We start from the raw sequence: 16,113 nt of genomic DNA on the forward strand, positions 1-16,113 counted from the left end.
AGATTGTTAACCGAAAGTTATTATAAAAAAATACTCAAGAACAGCAATAAAATCAGCATCCAGTCTAGGGTTTTGAGTCCGATTCGTAACTGCTTCAAACCCATAGAGATTTGGTTTTTTACGGTTTGTTTTGAGATAGAAAGTTCTAATGCAATCTCGTCAATATTCATTTCCTGAATTTTGTGCATCAGGATAATTTCTCTTCTTTTTTCTGGAAGTGAATTCAAAAGGATGTGAAGCTTGTCGGATATCTCAGTATCAAAACCCGAAAAGTTGTCAATCAGATAATGCTCAAAATGATCTTCCAAAACGGTCTTGTCAAATTTCTCGTCCCGGTAATTTTTGAAGATTTGATTTTTTACAGCTCTAAAAAGATAATTTTCTACCGATGAAATGTCAATTTTTTTTCGTCGTTCCCAAAGGTCGATAAACACGTCCTGCACTACATTTTGTGCAAGATGTTGGTCTTGGGTTATTTTAAATGAAAAGGCATTTAGTTTTTCCCAATATTCAGCATATATCTTTTCGAAATTTTCAGTGTTTTCCATTTCAGAAATCGGGGTAGGGTAAGGTGCGAAATAATGAAATGTATCCTTATTGTATTTTTCCTGAAGGTTATTTTTTAATTAATTTATGATATCAGATGGATCAAAAAAATAATAGAAAGTATTCTATTTATTCGTTTTGTGCTAACCTGTCCTTAACCTTGGGAATCTAATTTTGCATTTGTGAGATTTCTTGATTTCACGATTCTAAAAATCCCCAAAATCTTGTCAAATAAAATTTTTAATATGAAATCAAATCTAAAGATGGCATTTTTGCTATCAACCGCATTATTTTTTCAGGCAAATGCCCAAGATAATTTACGTCTTAATCAGCTTCAAGTAATTGGTTCCCACAACAGTTATAAAATGGCGATTGAACCTCAATTGTTCGATTTTTTGCAAAGCAAAGATTCATCAAATGGCATGAAAAGCCTTCAATACGAACATATTTCAATTACCGATCAATTGAATCTGGGTCTTCGAAATCTTGAAATTGATGTTTATGCCGATACAAAAGGAGGACAATATGCCCATCCGAAAGGTTTGGATTTGGTTCCATCAAATATTCCTTATGATCCAGAAGGAAAGATGAAGCAGCCAGGTTTTAAGGTCTTTCATGTTTTGGATATTGATTTTAGAAGTTCGACTTTGACGTTTCAGGATTGCTTGAAGGAAATAAAAAACTGGTCGGATGCTCATCCAAATCACACGCCAATTTTTATTACATTGGAACCAAAAGATGGTGAAACCAATAGATTTGGAACTACACCAGAGGCATTTACACCAAAATTATTTGATGCATTAGATGAAGAAATTAAGAAAGGTTTGGGTTCTGATAAATTAATCACTCCAGATATGGTTAGGGGGAACTACAAAACGCTGGAAGAAGCTGTTTTGAAAAACAATTGGCCGACTTTGGAAAAAGCTAAAGGAAGATTTTTATTTGTCTTGGACGACAGTAAGAAAAAGAAAGAGATGTACATGAAAAATCATCCGTCATTGAAAGACAGAATCGTTTTTGTAAATGCTGACCCAGGAACGCCAGAAGCAGCTGTACTATTTAGAAACGATCCTGAAGATGCAACCATTTTAGATTTAGTTAAGAAAGGTTACATCATCCGAACAAGAGCCGACAATAGTACGGAACAAGCTCGAAATAACGATTACAAGCATTTTGAATTGGCACAAAAATCAGGAGCTCAAATCATTTCAACAGATTATTATCAAGCAAGTTCCCTTTTTGAATCGACTTATAAGGTGCAATTTGAGGGTGGGAAATACGAAAAAATAAATCCGATTAACGGAAAAAAGAAATAAGAATGTTGTTATTCTTTTAGTAGACCTAACTGGTTTTGAAAACCAGTTAGGTCTTTGTTTTTGAATCGATTTATTTTTTTAAATTTTCAATAGCACCAGTTTTCAAATCGATACTGAAATAATCGGCTGGAACTCCATTTAAAAACTTATTTAGGATGGATAGAAACAAACCGAGATGTACTCGATTTTGATCTTTATTATTTTTAGTATTGTTTGTAAAAGATTCATAAAGCTGTTGATATTGCTGGATTCTTTCTTTTCCAATGTCTGGAATGGCAACCTCATCGGCACTTCTGATTCTATAAAAATCTAAAATGATATCAAATCCCGACCAACTTTTAAATTCGTTTAGGTTTAAATTTTGGTTCTTGATTTTCTGTTTTGCTTTTTTGAATTCGCTTTGGAAATCTTTTTTATTTTTTAGAATAGTCCCAAATGATGCATTTGTTTCCATATTGCTCAAAAGAAGCAAATCTTCTCCTGAAACATTCAGCATGAAATTTTTAAATGATTCCGGCCAATCTTCGGGCAAGAATCGCAGTCGAACTAATTCCTTTAGATGGAAATCGGTAAAGTCGTGGTAGTTTTTTGTTTTCAGAATTTCAGAATCCCAAATATTTTCAGGATTTTGTTGCTTCAAAAAAGCATATTCCATTTTATAAAGTTCAAAAAGTTCGTCAAATCGAGGAACTTCATTGATTGTAATGGTTTCTACAGTTACTTTTTCTGGAGATTGAATTGTTAGCAATTTATAAGCTGGAATGTAAGCTGCCAAAGAAGGCGTTTGAATGTTGACCAAGAAATTTCCATTAGCTGTTGTTCGTAATCCGGTATCGTTAATGTGCATGTGGCCTCCAAAATGAATTTTCAATCCCGCATTGGCAAGAGTTTGGGCTACTTCTTCTTCGGGAACACGATTCAGTTGCCATTTTCCATTGCCCATCAACGCTTTGATTTCTGTGGAAGCATCATCGTTAAACTCAACCATCGGGTAATGGCTGAAGGCAATAAGTGTCTTGTTTTTGGCTTTCGCTTCAAGTGTAATTTTTTTGATCCAATCTATAAGATGTTTTTTATGAGAAAACACATTGTTGTAACCAATGTCAGCTCCTTTGTAATTCTTAGAATTTTGAGGATTTCCGTCATTTATTTCTTTCGGTATATAGACATTTCCGTCGATTGCCAAAAGCCATAAACCTTCAACAGGTTCTACCAAATAGCTTGCATCTGGAACAGAAAACCCTTTTGCTACTTCGTAGTTCCTGTTTTCTAATTTGGCTTCCTGTACAGCTTTTGGATACTTATAATTTTCAGATGAATAAGTTGCAAATGGAGAAGTCCAAAACAAGTAGTTTTCTTTTGGGAAAAAACCAAAATCTTTCAAGTGATGTGTAATTTCCAAATAGCCCATTTTGGCAATATCTTTTGTTACAACCACTGGAAGTTCTTTTTCTGGATCAGTTTTATATAAATTTTCGGCACTAAATATGGGTTGAGGTTTTCCACCTTCTCCCAAGAAATCATTTTTCCCAGCCTCTTGAGCAAATGGACCTACAGGATCATGGTTTCCTGTAGTTATAAAAAAAGAAATGTTGTGTTTTTCGGTGTATTGATTCAATATTTTCTGCAAACCCCGAATGTGTATAGGTTGGCCGTCATCACTATAATCGCCTGGTAAAGCCACATATTTGATGCCTCTATTTGCAATGTCGTCCAAAGCTGCAAGAAAGGCAAAATAGTTTTCGTTGAAGATTCTGGTCGAATGCAATTGGGATTCCATTGTTCGAGCAAGCGTGAACTTTCCATTTTTTGGATTTGGAATTCCGTTGTAATTATTGTCTTCAAAACTTCCATACAAATCTTGCAGATGAACATCGGCCAGAAAAGCGATTTGAACACCGTCAATTGGATTTTGTTTTTTTTGAGAATATGAAAAATAGGTGAATAGTAGAAGAAGTAGTGGGAAAAATCGGTTCATTTTATTTTTTTACAAAAATGAGGAACCAAATTTAAGTTAAGGTTAAATGAAAGTGATCGTTGAAAGTAGAATGCAATGAAAATAAAAAATCCTAAACTACTAAAAGAAGTAATTTAGGATTTCTGTGACCAAGGAGGGATTTGAACCCTCACGCCCTTACGAGCACCACCCCCTCAAGATGGCGAGTCTACCGTTTCTCCACTTGGCCTAAAACAAAAAAAGTTACTCACCGAGGCGAATAACTTTTGTGACCCGACTGGGGCTCGAACCCAGGACCCCATCATTAAAAGTGATGTGCTCTACCGACTGAGCTATCGAGTCAATGCTTTCAAGAAATTTTGTAAATGACTGGTCATTTTTGTGACCCGACTGGGGCTCGAACCCAGGACCCCATCATTAAAAGTGATGTGCTCTACCGACTGAGCTATCGAGTCATTTTCTTTTCTTGAATGCGGGTGCAAATATAAGGCGTTATTATTTATTTTTCAAAGCAATTTTCCTTTAAATTTGTCTTTTTTTAATATTTACTCTTAATGCCTTAATTTATAAGGTTTTATTCAGATGCAAAAAATAATAATATTGGGCTATATGGGTTCGGGCAAGACTACAATTGCAAAATTATTGTCCGAAAAAATAAAATTAAAGGTTTTAGATTTGGATAAAATCATCGAGGAACGATTGAATTTATCGGTGAAAACTATTTTTGAAACCAAGGGAGAAATTTATTTTAGAAAGATAGAACACCAAATTTTTTCAGAATTGATGTCGGGAGATGAAAGTATGATTTTGAGTCTTGGTGGAGGAACACCCTGTTATGCTGGAAATCATTTATTGTTAAATGGAGAAGGAGTGACCTCCATTTACCTTAAGGCTTCCATTGCAACACTTTGTGAGCGTTTGTCAAAGGCAACGTCAGAAAGGCCTCTTCTAGCAGCCATGGAACAAGAGGAAATGCAAGAGTTTATAGCAAAACACCTTTTCGACAGGAGCTTTTACTACAATCAAGCTACATTTAAATTAGCTGTTGATGGAAAAGATACTGCAACTATAGTTCGTGAGATTGAAGATGTACTAGCTTAAAAAAGCTACATTTTTACCATCTTCAAAATTTACTTGAACATGCTCCAATAATGAAGTTGAAAGAGAAATTCCTTTAAAATCAGCTTTTACTGGGTATTTCTTATGATTTCGATCGACTAAAACTGCCGTTTTAAATTTCGTTAGCGGAACGTCTAGAAAATGTCTGACACCATACACCAATGTTGTTCCTGAATTCAAAACATCATCAACCAAAACTAAACCTTTATTTTGATATTCTTCCTTTTTTAGCGAAGTGGTAATGGGAGAAGTTGGATTTTGCTTATCAATAAAAACTTCGCAAAGCGATACTTTTAGGGTCGAAATTTTTTCTAAGGCAGTTGCTATTTTTTTTGCAAAAACAAAACCGTTATTGGCAATTCCTGCAATCACAATCACTTCTTCATCCACAAAAGTTTCATAAATCTGGTAGGCGATTCGTGTGATTTTGTGTTCTATTTCTAGGTTATTCAGTATGATGTTTTGGCTCATTATATTGTTTTTTGAAAGTGTTGTAAAATTAGCTTTTTAAATTGTTTTATTCCTCATCATCGTCCAAAAAATCGGTGCTGTAATCTTCAAGATCACGTCGGTCTTTTTTGGTAGGTCTTCCTTCGCCTGTTTTTCGATAATGTTCTTTTGATAGCTTTAGTAATTCTAAATGAGCAAAAACTTCTGGTGGAGTTTCATCTTTCCGATAGATATCAACTAATTTTGCTCCAACGCGATTTGGTGGTATGTCCAAAACCGTTATGATTTGGGTAATCTGATCTTTCCTGAACGTGATTTTATCAGTAGGAAAAACTTCTTTTGAGGGTTTGGCAACTTGACCGTTAACCGTTACATGATTCTTCTTGCAAGCTTCCGTAACCATGTTTCTGGTCTTGTAATATCTAACGCACCATAAATATTTATCGATTCGCATATCTTTTCTAAAATCGTAGTTAATTATTTGTTCAAAAATAAATCAATATTGTATCTTGCGGCACAAAAATTCCAATAATAATGAACAAATTTAGGTTATATTTTATTTTACTTTTAACGTCTGTCGTTTTATTTTCTTGTAATAAAGACGATGACAAATCTTCGAGTGTTCCTCCAAGAGATTATACAGAACAATATACAGCCGATATCGATTCGATTGAGAAATATTTAAAGACACATTATTTAGAACCTGTTGAGGTGGATAATAGGCTTGATGTTATAATTAAACCAATTCCAAGCCCAAATCCAGAAGGTTTTGTTTCCATTTGGGACAACACAGAATTTCCTTTGCAATCAAAAATCTTTAAAAGTGATTTAAGAAATTCTAGCCTTGTAGATGGTAGAATAGAAGATCCTGTAGATTATAAAGTATATTATTTGATGTTGCAAGAGGGTATTGGACAGCAGGCTACAACAACTGATTCTACTTTTGTAAGCTATAGGGGATGGACTCTTGCAGATAATAGTCAGTTTGATATTAGTAATGTACCTGCCTGGTTCACCTTTCCTAGTATAACGGAAGGTGAGAATCAATTTATATCTGGTGTTCGATTATTTACTTCACTGCTAAAAGCAGGTACTGCCGATTTGAATCAGGAAACAGGGGAAATAACTTATACAGGTTATGGAGCTGGTGTAGTGTTTATTCCTTCAGGTATAGCGTACTTTAATAGGCCTTCGGGAACCATTCCCTCATATGCTCCTTTAGGATTTACAATAAGATTACATACAATTCGAGAACGTGATCACGATCGTGATGGAGTCATGACCAAGTATGAAGATTTAAATGGAGATGGAGATCCTTTTAACGATGACACAGATGGAGACGGACTTCCAGATTTTCTTGATGTAGATGATGATGATGATGATTATCTAACTAGAATTGAGATTAGAGATGCTGATGGAAACAGACTTCCTTATGAAGAAATTCCAACTTGTCCGGGCGGTAGTCTTAAATTATATTTAGATCCAAATTGTCATGTTATTATAGAAGAGGAAGAATAATTAAAGCATAAAAAAACGTCCTGAATTTTCAGGACGTTTTTGTTTATAGTTGTTTTGATGAATAAGATTATTTTCTCTTCATCACTCTTTCAACCGCTTCAACAATAGCTTGGTTGTTCAGCTTGTATTTCTCCATTAATTGCTCAGGTGTTCCAGATTCTCCAAAGCTGTCATTTACTGCTACAAACTCTTGTGGAGCAGGGCTGTTTGCCGATAAAACTCTAGCAACACTTTCGCCTAAACCTCCCAAGATATTGTGTTCTTCAGCAGTAACGATACATTTTGTTTTAGCTAATGATTTCAAAATTGCTTCTTCGTCCAATGGTTTGATAGTGTGGATGTTGATTACCTCTGCAGAAATTCCTTTTTCTTCCAAAGCTTCAGCAGCAACCAATGCTTCCCAAACCAAATGTCCAGTTGCAACGATAGTTACATCCGAACCTTCGTTTAATAAAATTGCTTTACCAATAACAAATGGTTCGTCAGCTGGCATAAAATTAGGAACTACAGGACGTCCAAAACGCAAATAAGCTGGACCATGATGATCTGCTAATGCAAGTGTAGCTGCTTTAGTTTGGTTATAATCGCAAGTGTTGATTACAGTCATTCCTGGCAACATTTTCATCAAGCCAATATCTTCAAGAATTTGGTGAGTTGCTCCATCTTCACCCAAAGTAAGACCTGCATGCGAAGCACAAATTTTTACGTTTTTGTCAGAATAAGCTACTGATTGACGGATTTGATCGTAAACTCTTCCTGTAGAAAAGTTAGCAAAAGTTCCTGTAAACGGAATTTTCCCACCAATTGTCAAACCTGCAGCAATACCAATCATGTTTGCTTCTGCAATTCCGATTTGGAAAAAACGCTCTGGATGATTTTTTTTGAACTCATCAAATTTTAATGATCCAATTAAATCTGCACAAAGTGCCACAACATTTTCATTTTTTTGACCTAATTCGGTCATTCCCGCACCAAAACCTGAACGGGTATCTTTACTTCCTGTATTTGTATATTTTTTCATGTTGAATTTAAAAATTGAAGGATTTAAGAATTAAAAGATTATGAAATTTACTCATAACTTACAATTCATAACTCATTATTAATAGTCGCTTTCGCCTTCACAATAGTTTTGAGATAAGGCATTGGCCAATTGCTCATCGTTTGGAGCTTTTCCGTGCCAAGCGTGGCTGTACATCATATAATCTACACCATTACCCATTTCAGTGTGAAGCAACACACAAACTGGTTTTCCTTTTCCAGTTTTAGATTTTGCTTCTGTCATTCCAGCGATGATAGCCTCGATGTTGTTTCCTTCTTTGATGTCAATAACATCCCAATCAAAAGCTTCAAATTTGGCACGAACACTGCCCATATTTAAAACGTCATCTGTAGTTCCATCAATTTGTTTTCCGTTAAGGTCGATTGTAGCAATAAGGTTGTCTACTTTTTTTGCAGAAGCATACATGATCGCTTCCCAGTTTTGCCCTTCTTGCAACTCTCCATCACCAAGAAGTGCATAAATCAAATGATTGTCGTTATTCAATTTTTTAGCTTGAGCAGCACCAATAGCAACTGACATTCCTTGTCCTAATGAACCAGAGGCAACTCTAATTCCAGGCAAACCTTCGTGCGTTGTTGGATGTCCTTGAAGACGCGAATTGATGTGACGAAAAGTTGCCAATTCTGAAACTGGAAAATAACCGCTTCTAGCTAAAACGCTATAGAATACTGGTGAAATATGTCCGTTTGAAAGGAAAAATAAATCTTCCCCAATACCGTCCATATCAAAACCTTCCTTTCGGTCCATTAGATTTTGATAAAGAGCTACCAAAAATTCCGTACAACCCAAAGAACCTCCTGGGTGACCTGAATTTACGGCATGAACCATTCTAAGAATGTCTCTTCTTACTTGAATGCTTAAATTGTTTAGTTGTTGTGTGTTAGGCTTCATTTTATGAATTAAAGTTTAAACTGTCGCAAAGATAATCAGATATTTCGGTTTTTAACCAACGTAGTTTTTAGATTTTCAAGAAGTTGTTAGGCTTTGTTAGTAAATGAAAAATCCTCAAACAATAATCTTAATTTGAGGATTTTAATTAGATGATTATATTAAATTGATGAAATTTATTTCACTTACAATTTATAGTTTTAAAATTTCATCTGTCCTGTTGCAACGAATGTTAAACTCTGAAGCCAACTCTTTAATTCGGGCAACATCCTTTTTCAAAACCAGCATTAATTGGATCGAATCGCCAAAGCTATCTCCAAATTCAATGAGTTCTAAATCAGGATAGCTTTCGTCAATTTCCTTCGAAACCCATTCTAAGTACTCTTGTGTATTCAGTTTCAATTCATAAGGATATTCAGGAAAATCACCTTCAAATTCATCCACAATCAATTCGTGGATTTCGTCAATCTTATCGCCAACAATTATAAAATCATAAATTTCATTGGTAATGGCAAATTGCAAGGCATCTTCTGGGGCGAATTCTTCCAGCCATTCTGCATCATTTTCTTTCAGGTATTCTTTCGGATTTTCCTGTGCTAATGTCAAGTTTGTAAAAATTTCTTCTTCATTTTCCAATTCGAAATCAGCAAGAAGAAGATGTATAAGTTCTTTTATTTTGTCCATTTTATTTTTATCTTAAAATTTATTTTTCCTTTAACTCGAAGCACCAATAATTTAGTGCCTATTATCACAATTGATTTCAATTTGAGCTGGTTTTTTACTTAAAACCGTTATGTAAGGACAACCAAATGAATGGTATTCAAATCCAAAAATTACATTTTCATTATTCCTGAAGAGTTTGCCTGTCCACTGATTTATTACATTTGTTTCCGTTTCACCTATAAAATTTAATGGAGCTAGAGAATCACTTTCGCCTTCGCTGAATAATTCTTCATAAAGTACAGCTTTGGTTTTTGAATCGACAACTAACAATCTTCTTGCAAAAATAGATTCGTCACGTATAAAATCTTGAATGAAGTAGTCTAAATTTTCATATTTAAAAAGGTAAGATTCACCAATAGTGTATTTTTGCTCAAGCACTCCAAATTCATCTACTATTTTTTTTGGAGGGAATTCTTTTGAATTGATTTTCTTCCAAGCAATCGCCGTCAGTTGTTTTTCGGCAAATGGATTTTTTTTACCAACCGCCACCAAAATTTCATTGGCATAATCGCCAAAAACCTGTGTCAATTTTTTATCTATTTCAAAACCAATCATATAGTCGTATTGGGAATGGGGTGTTTCACCACCACTTTCATAAGGGCTAATATTTGCAACGACATCCAGATTTTTTACTGTAAATGATAGTAGTTTGTTTTGGACATAATCATATAGAAAAACTTTGTCGGATTCGGCAATTTTTGTGTTTGATAAAAACCTTTTTCTATATTTTGGATTCAGTATAAAATGTTCATCAATACTTTCTTCAGGAAGAGCAAGTGAATCAGGGTGTTCGCTCAAAGGGTAAATGTCAGAAAGTGATATGAAAATTGTTTTATCATTAGAATCTGAAATGTTGAACAATATAATTTCTTGTGCATAAATTGTAGAACCGAATAACATCAAGCAGAATAATATCTGGGGAAATATTTTCATTGGTGCAAGGTTTGAATTTCTCTCAAATATAAAAAATCCCCAATTACAAATTGCAATTGAGGATTTGGTATTTGCTTTAGACTAGATTATTCGTTAACGATAACCCATTCTCCATTTGCAAGAAGCGTTTCGGCTTTCTTATATTTCATTGTTTCCGTTTTACCACTCATAATGTGCTTCACGGTAACATTGTCGTTACGGTTGATTTTTGGCATTTCACGCGTGATAGTTTCAGTAACTTGAGGTCTTTGGGTTTGACTAGCTTCGCGGTTTACTGCAGCAGCTTCATCGATATTTTTAATTTCATCTTTAGAAATCGTCAAGTTTTCTTTTGGACGAACCACTTCTTTTGCTTCTTGAATTGCTGGAGCGTTTTGTTGTGGCAAATCCCCTTTAAACAAGAATGAAACCACTTCTTTATTCACCCCATTCAACATATTACTGAATAATTTGAACGCTTCGAATTTATAAATTAGCAATGGATCTTTTTGTTCGTGAACTGCCAATTGAACCGATTGTTTCAATTCATCCATTTTACGCAAGTGTTTCTTCCAGGCTTCATCTACAATGGCAAGCGTGATGTTCTTTTCGAAATCAGCAAGCAATTGTCTTCCTTCGGTTTCGTATGCTTTTTTCAAATCGGTAACCACATTCAAAGTCTTGATTCCGTCGGTAAAAGGAACTACGATTCTTTCAAATTGGTTGCCTTCGTTTTCAAATACATTTTTGATGATAGGCAGAGCTTCTCTCGCACTTCTTTCTGTTTTTTCAGTATAGTATTCTAAAGTAGTTTTGTATACTTTTCCAGCCAATTCATTAGCTGATAATTTATTGAAATCGCTTTCAGAAACTGGAGATGTGATGGAGAAATAACGAATCAATTCAAATTCGAAATTCTTGAAATCATTTACTTCTTTGTTTGAAGAAGCGATAAGTTCGCAAGTATCGTAAATCATATTGGCAATATCCACTTTCAAACGTTCACCGTGCAAAGCGTGACGACGACGTTTGTAAACCACTTCACGTTGAGCATTCATAACGTCATCATATTCCAAAAGACGTTTACGAACTCCAAAGTTGTTTTCTTCTACTTTTTTCTGAGCTCTTTCGATCGACTTGGTCATCATTGAATGCTGGATTACTTCTCCTTCTTTCAATCCCATTCTGTCCATCACTTTTGCTACTCTTTCAGAGCCAAAAAGACGCATTAGGTTGTCTTCCAACGAAACATAGAATTGAGAACTACCAACGTCTCCTTGACGTCCTGCACGACCTCTCAACTGACGGTCAACACGACGCGAATCGTGACGCTCTGTACCTATAATGGCCAAACCACCTGCCGCTTTCACTTCGGCAGTCAATTTAATATCGGTACCACGACCGGCCATGTTTGTTGCAATGGTTACAACACCTGGTTTTCCTGCTTCTTCAACGATTTGTGCTTCCTGCTTGTGCATTTTTGCATTCAAGACGTTGTGGGTAACACCTCTCATCTTAAGCATACGGCTTAATAATTCTGAGATTTCAACAGAAGTTGTACCAATCAATACTGGTCTTCCTGCTGCCGAAAGTTGGGTTACATCCTCAATTACCGCATTGAATTTTTCACGGGTAGTTTTGTAGATCAAATCTTCCTTGTCTTTTCTTGCCATCGGACGGTTGGTTGGAATTTCAACAACGTCTAATTTGTATATTTCCCATAACTCGCCGGCTTCAGTAACTGCTGTTCCTGTCATACCGCCCAGTTTTTTGTACATTCTAAAGTAATTCTGTAAAGTAACCGTTGCAAAAGTTTGTGTTGCAGCTTCGATTTTTACATTTTCCTTCGCTTCAATTGCTTGGTGTAATCCGTCAGAATAACGACGACCGTCCATGATACGACCTGTTTGCTCATCAACAATCATGATCTTGTTGTCCATGATCACATATTCAACATCTTTTTCAAATAATGAATATGCTTTAAGCAATTGCGTTAGTGTGTGGATTCTTTCGCTTTTGATACTGAAATCTTGGAAAAGTTTTTCTTTTTCTTCCGCTTCAGCATCTTTTTCTAATTTTAGCTTTTCGATTCTTGCAATTTCCGTTCCGATATCTGGAAGAAGGAAGAAATCGCTATCGGTATCTCCCGAAAGGAATTTGATTCCGTTATCCGTCAATTCTACCTGGTTATTTTTTTCTTCAATTACAAAATACAACGCTTCATCAACCTTGTGCATTTCACGGTTGTTGTCCTGCATGTATTGATTTTCGGTTTTTTGAAGCAATTGTTTGATTCCTTCTTCACTCAAAAATTTAATCAATGCTTTGTTTTTTGGTAAAGCTCTGTAAGCTCTCAGCAAAACGAAACCACCATCTTTGGTGTTTCCTTCTTTGATTAATTTTTTGGCTTCTGCCAAAAATCCATTGGCCAACTGTCTTTGAAGGCTCACTAGATTTTCAACTTTTGGTTTCAATTCGTTAAACTCGTGACGATCTCCTTGTGGTACTGGTCCTGAAATAATCAAAGGTGTTCTAGCATCATCAATCAATACAGAATCGACCTCATCGACAATTGCATAGTTGTGTTTTCTTTGCACCAAATCCGCTGGCGAATGTGCCATATTGTCTCTCAAATAATCAAAACCGAATTCGTTATTTGTTCCATAAGTAATATCAGCTTCATAAGCTTTTCTTCTTGCATCAGAGTTTGGCTGGTGGTTGTCGATACAATCAACTGTGATTCCGTGGAATTCAAAAAGAGGTGCTTTCCAAGTGCTATCACGTTTTGCAAGATAATCATTCACTGTTACCAAGTGTACTCCATTTCCAGTCAAGGCATTCAGGTAAAGAGGCAAAGTTGCCACAAGTGTTTTTCCTTCACCAGTTTGCATCTCAGCTACTTTTCCTTGATGCAACACCATACCACCAATCAACTGAACATCATAATGGATCATGTCCCAAGTGATTTCTTTTCCAGCAGCGTTCCAAGAATTTGCCCAAACTGCATCGTCACCTTCAATCGTGATGTACCCTTTTGTAGCAGAAAGTTCTAGGTCTTTTGGAGTAGCTTTAACTCTGATTTGAGTATTTTCTTTAAATCTTCTAGCAGTTTCTTTTACAACAGCAAAAGCTTCAGGAAGTAAATCCATCAACGTTTTTTCGGAGATATCGTAGGCTTCTTTATCTAAGGCATCAATTGATGCATAGATATCTTCCCTTGCGTCAATATCTTGCGTTTTTTCAACTTCTGCTTTCAAAGACTCGATTTTGTTGTCTTTTTCCAATCGAGCTTGTTTAATCTTTTCTTTGAACTCAACTGTTTTGGCTCTTAATTCATCATGTGATAAAGAAGCAAGCCCACTTTCGAGTGCCTTGATTTTTGTTAAGTAAGGTTGTAAAGATTTTACATCTTTTTCTGATTTGTCGCCTACAAAAGCTTTAAGTATGCTGTTTATGAAACTCATAATAATATATTTCTATTAAATAAAGGTGTGCAAATTTAACCAAAAAAAAAGCCTCAATCGAGACTTTTTCATTGGTTTATTTTTTAATATTCATCCTCGTTCCAAAGATAATCTTCGTCGGTTGGATAATCAGGCCAAATTTCTTCCATTGATTCGTAAATCTCGCCTTCGTCTTCTATAGATTGTAGGTTTTCAACCACTTCAAGTGGAGCTCCCGCTCTAATAGCGTAGTCGATTAGTTCGTCTTTGGTTGCTGGCCACGGTGCATCGCTTAAATAGGATGCTAATTCTAATGTCCAATACATCTGCTATCGATTTTTAGTTTATGCAAAAATAAATTTTTTACTGAAATAGTCAAGTAAAATTTAGTTTATTTTCAGAAAGTTAAGAACGTGTTTGCAATAATTAGGGTCCAATGGCTGTAAACACTGCATTTTAGATCTAAATATTTACAAAAGATTAACACAAAATATATTGAAACTATAATTTAGTCGGAATCCATTTTACTTCTTCTGCTTGAAGGTCTGAGGACAACTTCCGTGCCAATACAAAAAGGTAGTCAGAAAGTCGGTTTAGGTACTTGATAACGTAGTCATCGGTAGGTTCTAGTTCGTTTAAATGCACCGCTAATCTTTCCGCTCGACGGCAAACACAACGTGCAATGTGACAATATGACACGGTTGTGTGGCCACCTGGTAAAACAAAATGTGTCATCTGAGGAAGACTATTTTCCATTTCATCAATTTCATTTTCAAGTAATTGAATGTCTCCTTCAATGATTTTTGGAATATTCAATCGCTCTTTTCCATTTTTTAAAAGTTCTTTTGCGGGCGGAGTAGCCAATATGGCACCAACGGTAAAGAGCCTATCTTGAATTTCAATCAAAATTTCTTTATAATGAGTGTTCATTTCTTGGTCGCGTATCAATCCGATATGTGAATTTAATTCATCGACAGTTCCGTAACTTTCAATTCGAATATGGTGTTTCGGAACCCTGTCGCCTCCAAAAAGTGCTGTTGTTCCCTTATCTCCGGTTTTTGTATATACTTTCATAATTTTTATGCTTGTTTTGCAAAGGTTAAAAGTTTTTTGAAATTTACTTCTTAATTGACAAATTTAATTTGCAAGGTTTTTATCCAAAACAATACTACTATTTAAAACATATAGCTTTATATGATTTTATTTAAAAGTTATATAATTTATATATTTTTACTGAAAAACAGATAAAATATTAAATTATTCATAAAATATTAACTTAAATTAAGGTTGTATTTGATTTTAGCCTACATTTGTTTGAAATAAAATCAAAAACTAAATTATTATGAAAAAGATCAATTTATTATTAGGAGCGGCAGTTGTTGCCGTAAGTTTTACATCTTGCAAAAGCGAGGCAGAAAAAAATGCTGAAGTAACTTTTGACAGATATGAAAAATATGTAGATTCAGTTAACAACATTGCTGTTGCAGATGCACAAGCAAATTGGGAATCGATTGACGCAACTTACAATGAGCAAACTTCTAATGCAGAAGCGGCACTTGTAGATGCAGCAGACAAAACAAATGCAGAAAACAGAGTTGAGAAAGCAAAAGCAAAATATGCTGAGCTGAAAGCAAAAATGGAAGCCGAAGCTGCTGCAAATGCTCCAGCCGATAGAAAACAAGCTTTAAGAGATGCTTATTTTGGAGCTGGAACAATTGGTGAAGACATGAGCTTTGCTTGGGTAAATAAAGATAACATCTTGAAAGTTTATAATGATTTTTACAATGAATTCGAGGAAAACAAGGATTCTTATTCAAGAGAAGATTTTGATGAAATAAAAGCGATGTATGAAGCTTTGGATGCTCATAAAAACACAGTAGAAAAAGAAGGTTTGTCTTCTAGCGATAATGCTAAGATTGCAGAATTAAAACTTAAATTTGCTCCAAAATTCAAATGGGAAAGAATGGGGGCTAAAGCAAATGAAAATGCTGATGCTAAAGATTAATCTCTTATTTATATAAAAATAAAAAAAGGATAAAAGCTGTACAATTTTGTACAGCTTTTTTTTTGTAAATAAAAAGCTATCCGTTACTCATGCATTTTAATTATCTTTATAAAATAGTAGCCGCTTCTTTATTTTAATAACATTAAGTTAACATTAGTGCCAAATACTTAAAGGAT

15 protein-coding genes and 3 tRNA genes are annotated in these 16,113 nt (G+C 35.0%); 4 read left to right on the forward strand and 14 right to left on the reverse strand.

From position 1 onward, the window contains the following. Positions 1–20: 20 nt before the first annotated feature. Positions 21–548, reverse strand: coding sequence for an RNA polymerase sigma factor (locus G508_RS0105100; RefSeq protein WP_026704307.1), 528 nt, complete (start codon positions 546–548; stop codon positions 21–23). Between the two features lie 243 nt (positions 549–791). Between G508_RS0105100 and G508_RS0105105 the strand changes: the two genes are divergently transcribed. Beyond that, positions 792–1,862 carry a phosphatidylinositol-specific phospholipase C1-like protein gene (locus G508_RS0105105; protein ID WP_026704308.1) on the forward strand — a complete coding sequence of 357 codons (1,071 nt, stop codon included), beginning with the start codon at positions 792–794 and terminating at the stop codon, positions 1,860–1,862. Positions 1,863–1,932: 70 nt separating this feature from the next. On the opposite strand, the gene G508_RS0105110 is transcribed toward G508_RS0105105, so the two are convergent. The 4 genes from G508_RS0105110 to G508_RS0105125 form a co-directional block, all read right to left on the reverse strand. Next, complete coding sequence (locus G508_RS0105110) at positions 1,933–3,840, reverse strand: metallophosphoesterase family protein (protein WP_026704309.1); 1,908 nt, start codon at positions 3,838–3,840, stop codon at positions 1,933–1,935. A gap of 125 nt (positions 3,841–3,965) precedes the next feature. Continuing rightward, positions 3,966–4,048, reverse strand: a tRNA-Leu gene (locus tag G508_RS0105115). A 40-nt stretch (positions 4,049–4,088) separates the two neighbouring features. Continuing rightward, positions 4,089–4,161, reverse strand: a tRNA-Lys gene (locus tag G508_RS0105120). A gap of 40 nt (positions 4,162–4,201) precedes the next feature. Beyond that, positions 4,202–4,274, reverse strand: a tRNA-Lys gene (locus G508_RS0105125). Between the two features lie 127 nt (positions 4,275–4,401). Between G508_RS0105125 and G508_RS0105130 the strand changes: the two genes are divergently transcribed. Continuing rightward, on the forward strand, positions 4,402–4,920 hold the full coding sequence (locus G508_RS0105130) for a shikimate kinase (RefSeq protein WP_026704310.1): 519 nt from the start codon (positions 4,402–4,404) through the stop codon (positions 4,918–4,920). Here the strand turns inward: G508_RS0105130 and G508_RS0105135 are convergent. Together G508_RS0105135 and G508_RS0105140 are read right to left on the reverse strand one after the other, a co-directional pair. Beyond that, the gene (locus G508_RS0105135) at positions 4,912–5,409 is read right to left on the reverse strand and encodes a phosphoribosyltransferase domain-containing protein (protein ID WP_026704311.1); all 498 of its coding nucleotides are present in this window, start codon (positions 5,407–5,409) and stop codon (positions 4,912–4,914) included. The two genes, G508_RS0105130 and G508_RS0105135, sit on opposite strands and share 9 nt — an antisense overlap. Before the next feature lie 46 nt (positions 5,410–5,455). Beyond that, on the reverse strand, positions 5,456–5,842 hold the full coding sequence (locus tag G508_RS0105140; protein ID WP_026704312.1) for an RNA-binding S4 domain-containing protein: 387 nt from the start codon (positions 5,840–5,842) through the stop codon (positions 5,456–5,458). Positions 5,843–5,922: 80 nt separating this feature from the next. Between G508_RS0105140 and G508_RS18615 the strand changes: the two genes are divergently transcribed. Continuing rightward, positions 5,923–6,906 (forward strand): FKBP-type peptidyl-prolyl cis-trans isomerase, encoded by a 984-nt coding sequence (locus tag G508_RS18615; protein WP_051197461.1) that lies wholly within the window; start codon positions 5,923–5,925, stop codon positions 6,904–6,906. A 67-nt stretch (positions 6,907–6,973) separates the two neighbouring features. On the opposite strand, the gene G508_RS0105150 is transcribed toward G508_RS18615, so the two are convergent. The 7 genes from G508_RS0105150 to G508_RS0105180 form a co-directional block, all read right to left on the reverse strand. Beyond that, complete coding sequence (locus tag G508_RS0105150; protein ID WP_026704313.1) at positions 6,974–7,927, reverse strand: transketolase family protein; 954 nt, start codon at positions 7,925–7,927, stop codon at positions 6,974–6,976. 78 nt (positions 7,928–8,005) lie between these two features. Beyond that, on the reverse strand, positions 8,006–8,857 hold the full coding sequence (locus G508_RS0105155) for a transketolase (RefSeq protein WP_026704314.1): 852 nt from the start codon (positions 8,855–8,857) through the stop codon (positions 8,006–8,008). A 189-nt stretch (positions 8,858–9,046) separates the two neighbouring features. After that, complete coding sequence (locus tag G508_RS0105160; RefSeq protein WP_026704315.1) at positions 9,047–9,538, reverse strand: hypothetical protein; 492 nt, start codon at positions 9,536–9,538, stop codon at positions 9,047–9,049. Positions 9,539–9,589: 51 nt separating this feature from the next. Next, the gene (locus G508_RS0105165; protein ID WP_157485876.1) at positions 9,590–10,510 is read right to left on the reverse strand and encodes an oxidoreductase; all 921 of its coding nucleotides are present in this window, start codon (positions 10,508–10,510) and stop codon (positions 9,590–9,592) included. Between the two features lie 86 nt (positions 10,511–10,596). Next, positions 10,597–13,953, reverse strand: coding sequence for a preprotein translocase subunit SecA (gene secA / locus G508_RS0105170; protein ID WP_026704317.1), 3,357 nt, complete (start codon positions 13,951–13,953; stop codon positions 10,597–10,599). A gap of 83 nt (positions 13,954–14,036) precedes the next feature. Next, the gene (locus G508_RS0105175) at positions 14,037–14,258 is read right to left on the reverse strand and encodes a DUF2795 domain-containing protein (RefSeq protein WP_022828503.1); all 222 of its coding nucleotides are present in this window, start codon (positions 14,256–14,258) and stop codon (positions 14,037–14,039) included. A 175-nt stretch (positions 14,259–14,433) separates the two neighbouring features. After that, positions 14,434–15,006: a cob(I)yrinic acid a,c-diamide adenosyltransferase gene (locus G508_RS0105180; RefSeq protein ID WP_026704318.1), complete on the reverse strand. Its 573-nt coding sequence runs from the start codon at positions 15,004–15,006 to the stop codon at positions 14,434–14,436. Positions 15,007–15,274: 268 nt separating this feature from the next. On the opposite strand from G508_RS0105180, the gene G508_RS0105185 reads away from it, so the two are divergent. After that, complete coding sequence (locus tag G508_RS0105185; RefSeq protein ID WP_026704319.1) at positions 15,275–15,937, forward strand: hypothetical protein; 663 nt, start codon at positions 15,275–15,277, stop codon at positions 15,935–15,937. Positions 15,938–16,113 lie beyond the last annotated feature (176 nt).

This window comes from Flavobacterium soli DSM 19725 (genome assembly GCF_000422705.1).
In the GTDB taxonomy this organism is placed as follows: Bacteria; Bacteroidota; Bacteroidia; order Flavobacteriales; family Flavobacteriaceae; genus Flavobacterium; species Flavobacterium soli.

Coding starts and splice junctions, on each gene's coding strand:
- G508_RS0105110 (WP_026704309.1), bottom strand. CDS start 3,840: ATGAACCGATTTTTCCCACTACTTCTTCTACTATTCACCTATTTTTCA.
- G508_RS0105165 (WP_157485876.1), bottom strand. CDS start 10,510: ATGAAAATATTTCCCCAGATATTATTCTGCTTGATGTTATTCGGTTCT.
- G508_RS0105175 (WP_022828503.1), bottom strand. CDS start 14,258: ATGTATTGGACATTAGAATTAGCATCCTATTTAAGCGATGCACCGTGG.
- G508_RS18615 (WP_051197461.1), top strand. CDS start 5,923: ATGAACAAATTTAGGTTATATTTTATTTTACTTTTAACGTCTGTCGTT.
- G508_RS0105150 (WP_026704313.1), bottom strand. CDS start 7,927: ATGAAAAAATATACAAATACAGGAAGTAAAGATACCCGTTCAGGTTTT.
- secA (WP_026704317.1), bottom strand. CDS start 13,953: ATGAGTTTCATAAACAGCATACTTAAAGCTTTTGTAGGCGACAAATCA.
- G508_RS0105135 (WP_026704311.1), bottom strand. CDS start 5,409: ATGAGCCAAAACATCATACTGAATAACCTAGAAATAGAACACAAAATC.
- G508_RS0105185 (WP_026704319.1), top strand. CDS start 15,275: ATGAAAAAGATCAATTTATTATTAGGAGCGGCAGTTGTTGCCGTAAGT.
- G508_RS0105155 (WP_026704314.1), bottom strand. CDS start 8,857: ATGAAGCCTAACACACAACAACTAAACAATTTAAGCATTCAAGTAAGA.
- G508_RS0105100 (WP_026704307.1), bottom strand. CDS start 548: ATGGAAAACACTGAAAATTTCGAAAAGATATATGCTGAATATTGGGAA.
- G508_RS0105105 (WP_026704308.1), top strand. CDS start 792: ATGAAATCAAATCTAAAGATGGCATTTTTGCTATCAACCGCATTATTT.
- G508_RS0105180 (WP_026704318.1), bottom strand. CDS start 15,006: ATGAAAGTATATACAAAAACCGGAGATAAGGGAACAACAGCACTTTTT.
- G508_RS0105160 (WP_026704315.1), bottom strand. CDS start 9,538: ATGGACAAAATAAAAGAACTTATACATCTTCTTCTTGCTGATTTCGAA.
- G508_RS0105130 (WP_026704310.1), top strand. CDS start 4,402: ATGCAAAAAATAATAATATTGGGCTATATGGGTTCGGGCAAGACTACA.
- G508_RS0105140 (WP_026704312.1), bottom strand. CDS start 5,842: ATGCGAATCGATAAATATTTATGGTGCGTTAGATATTACAAGACCAGA.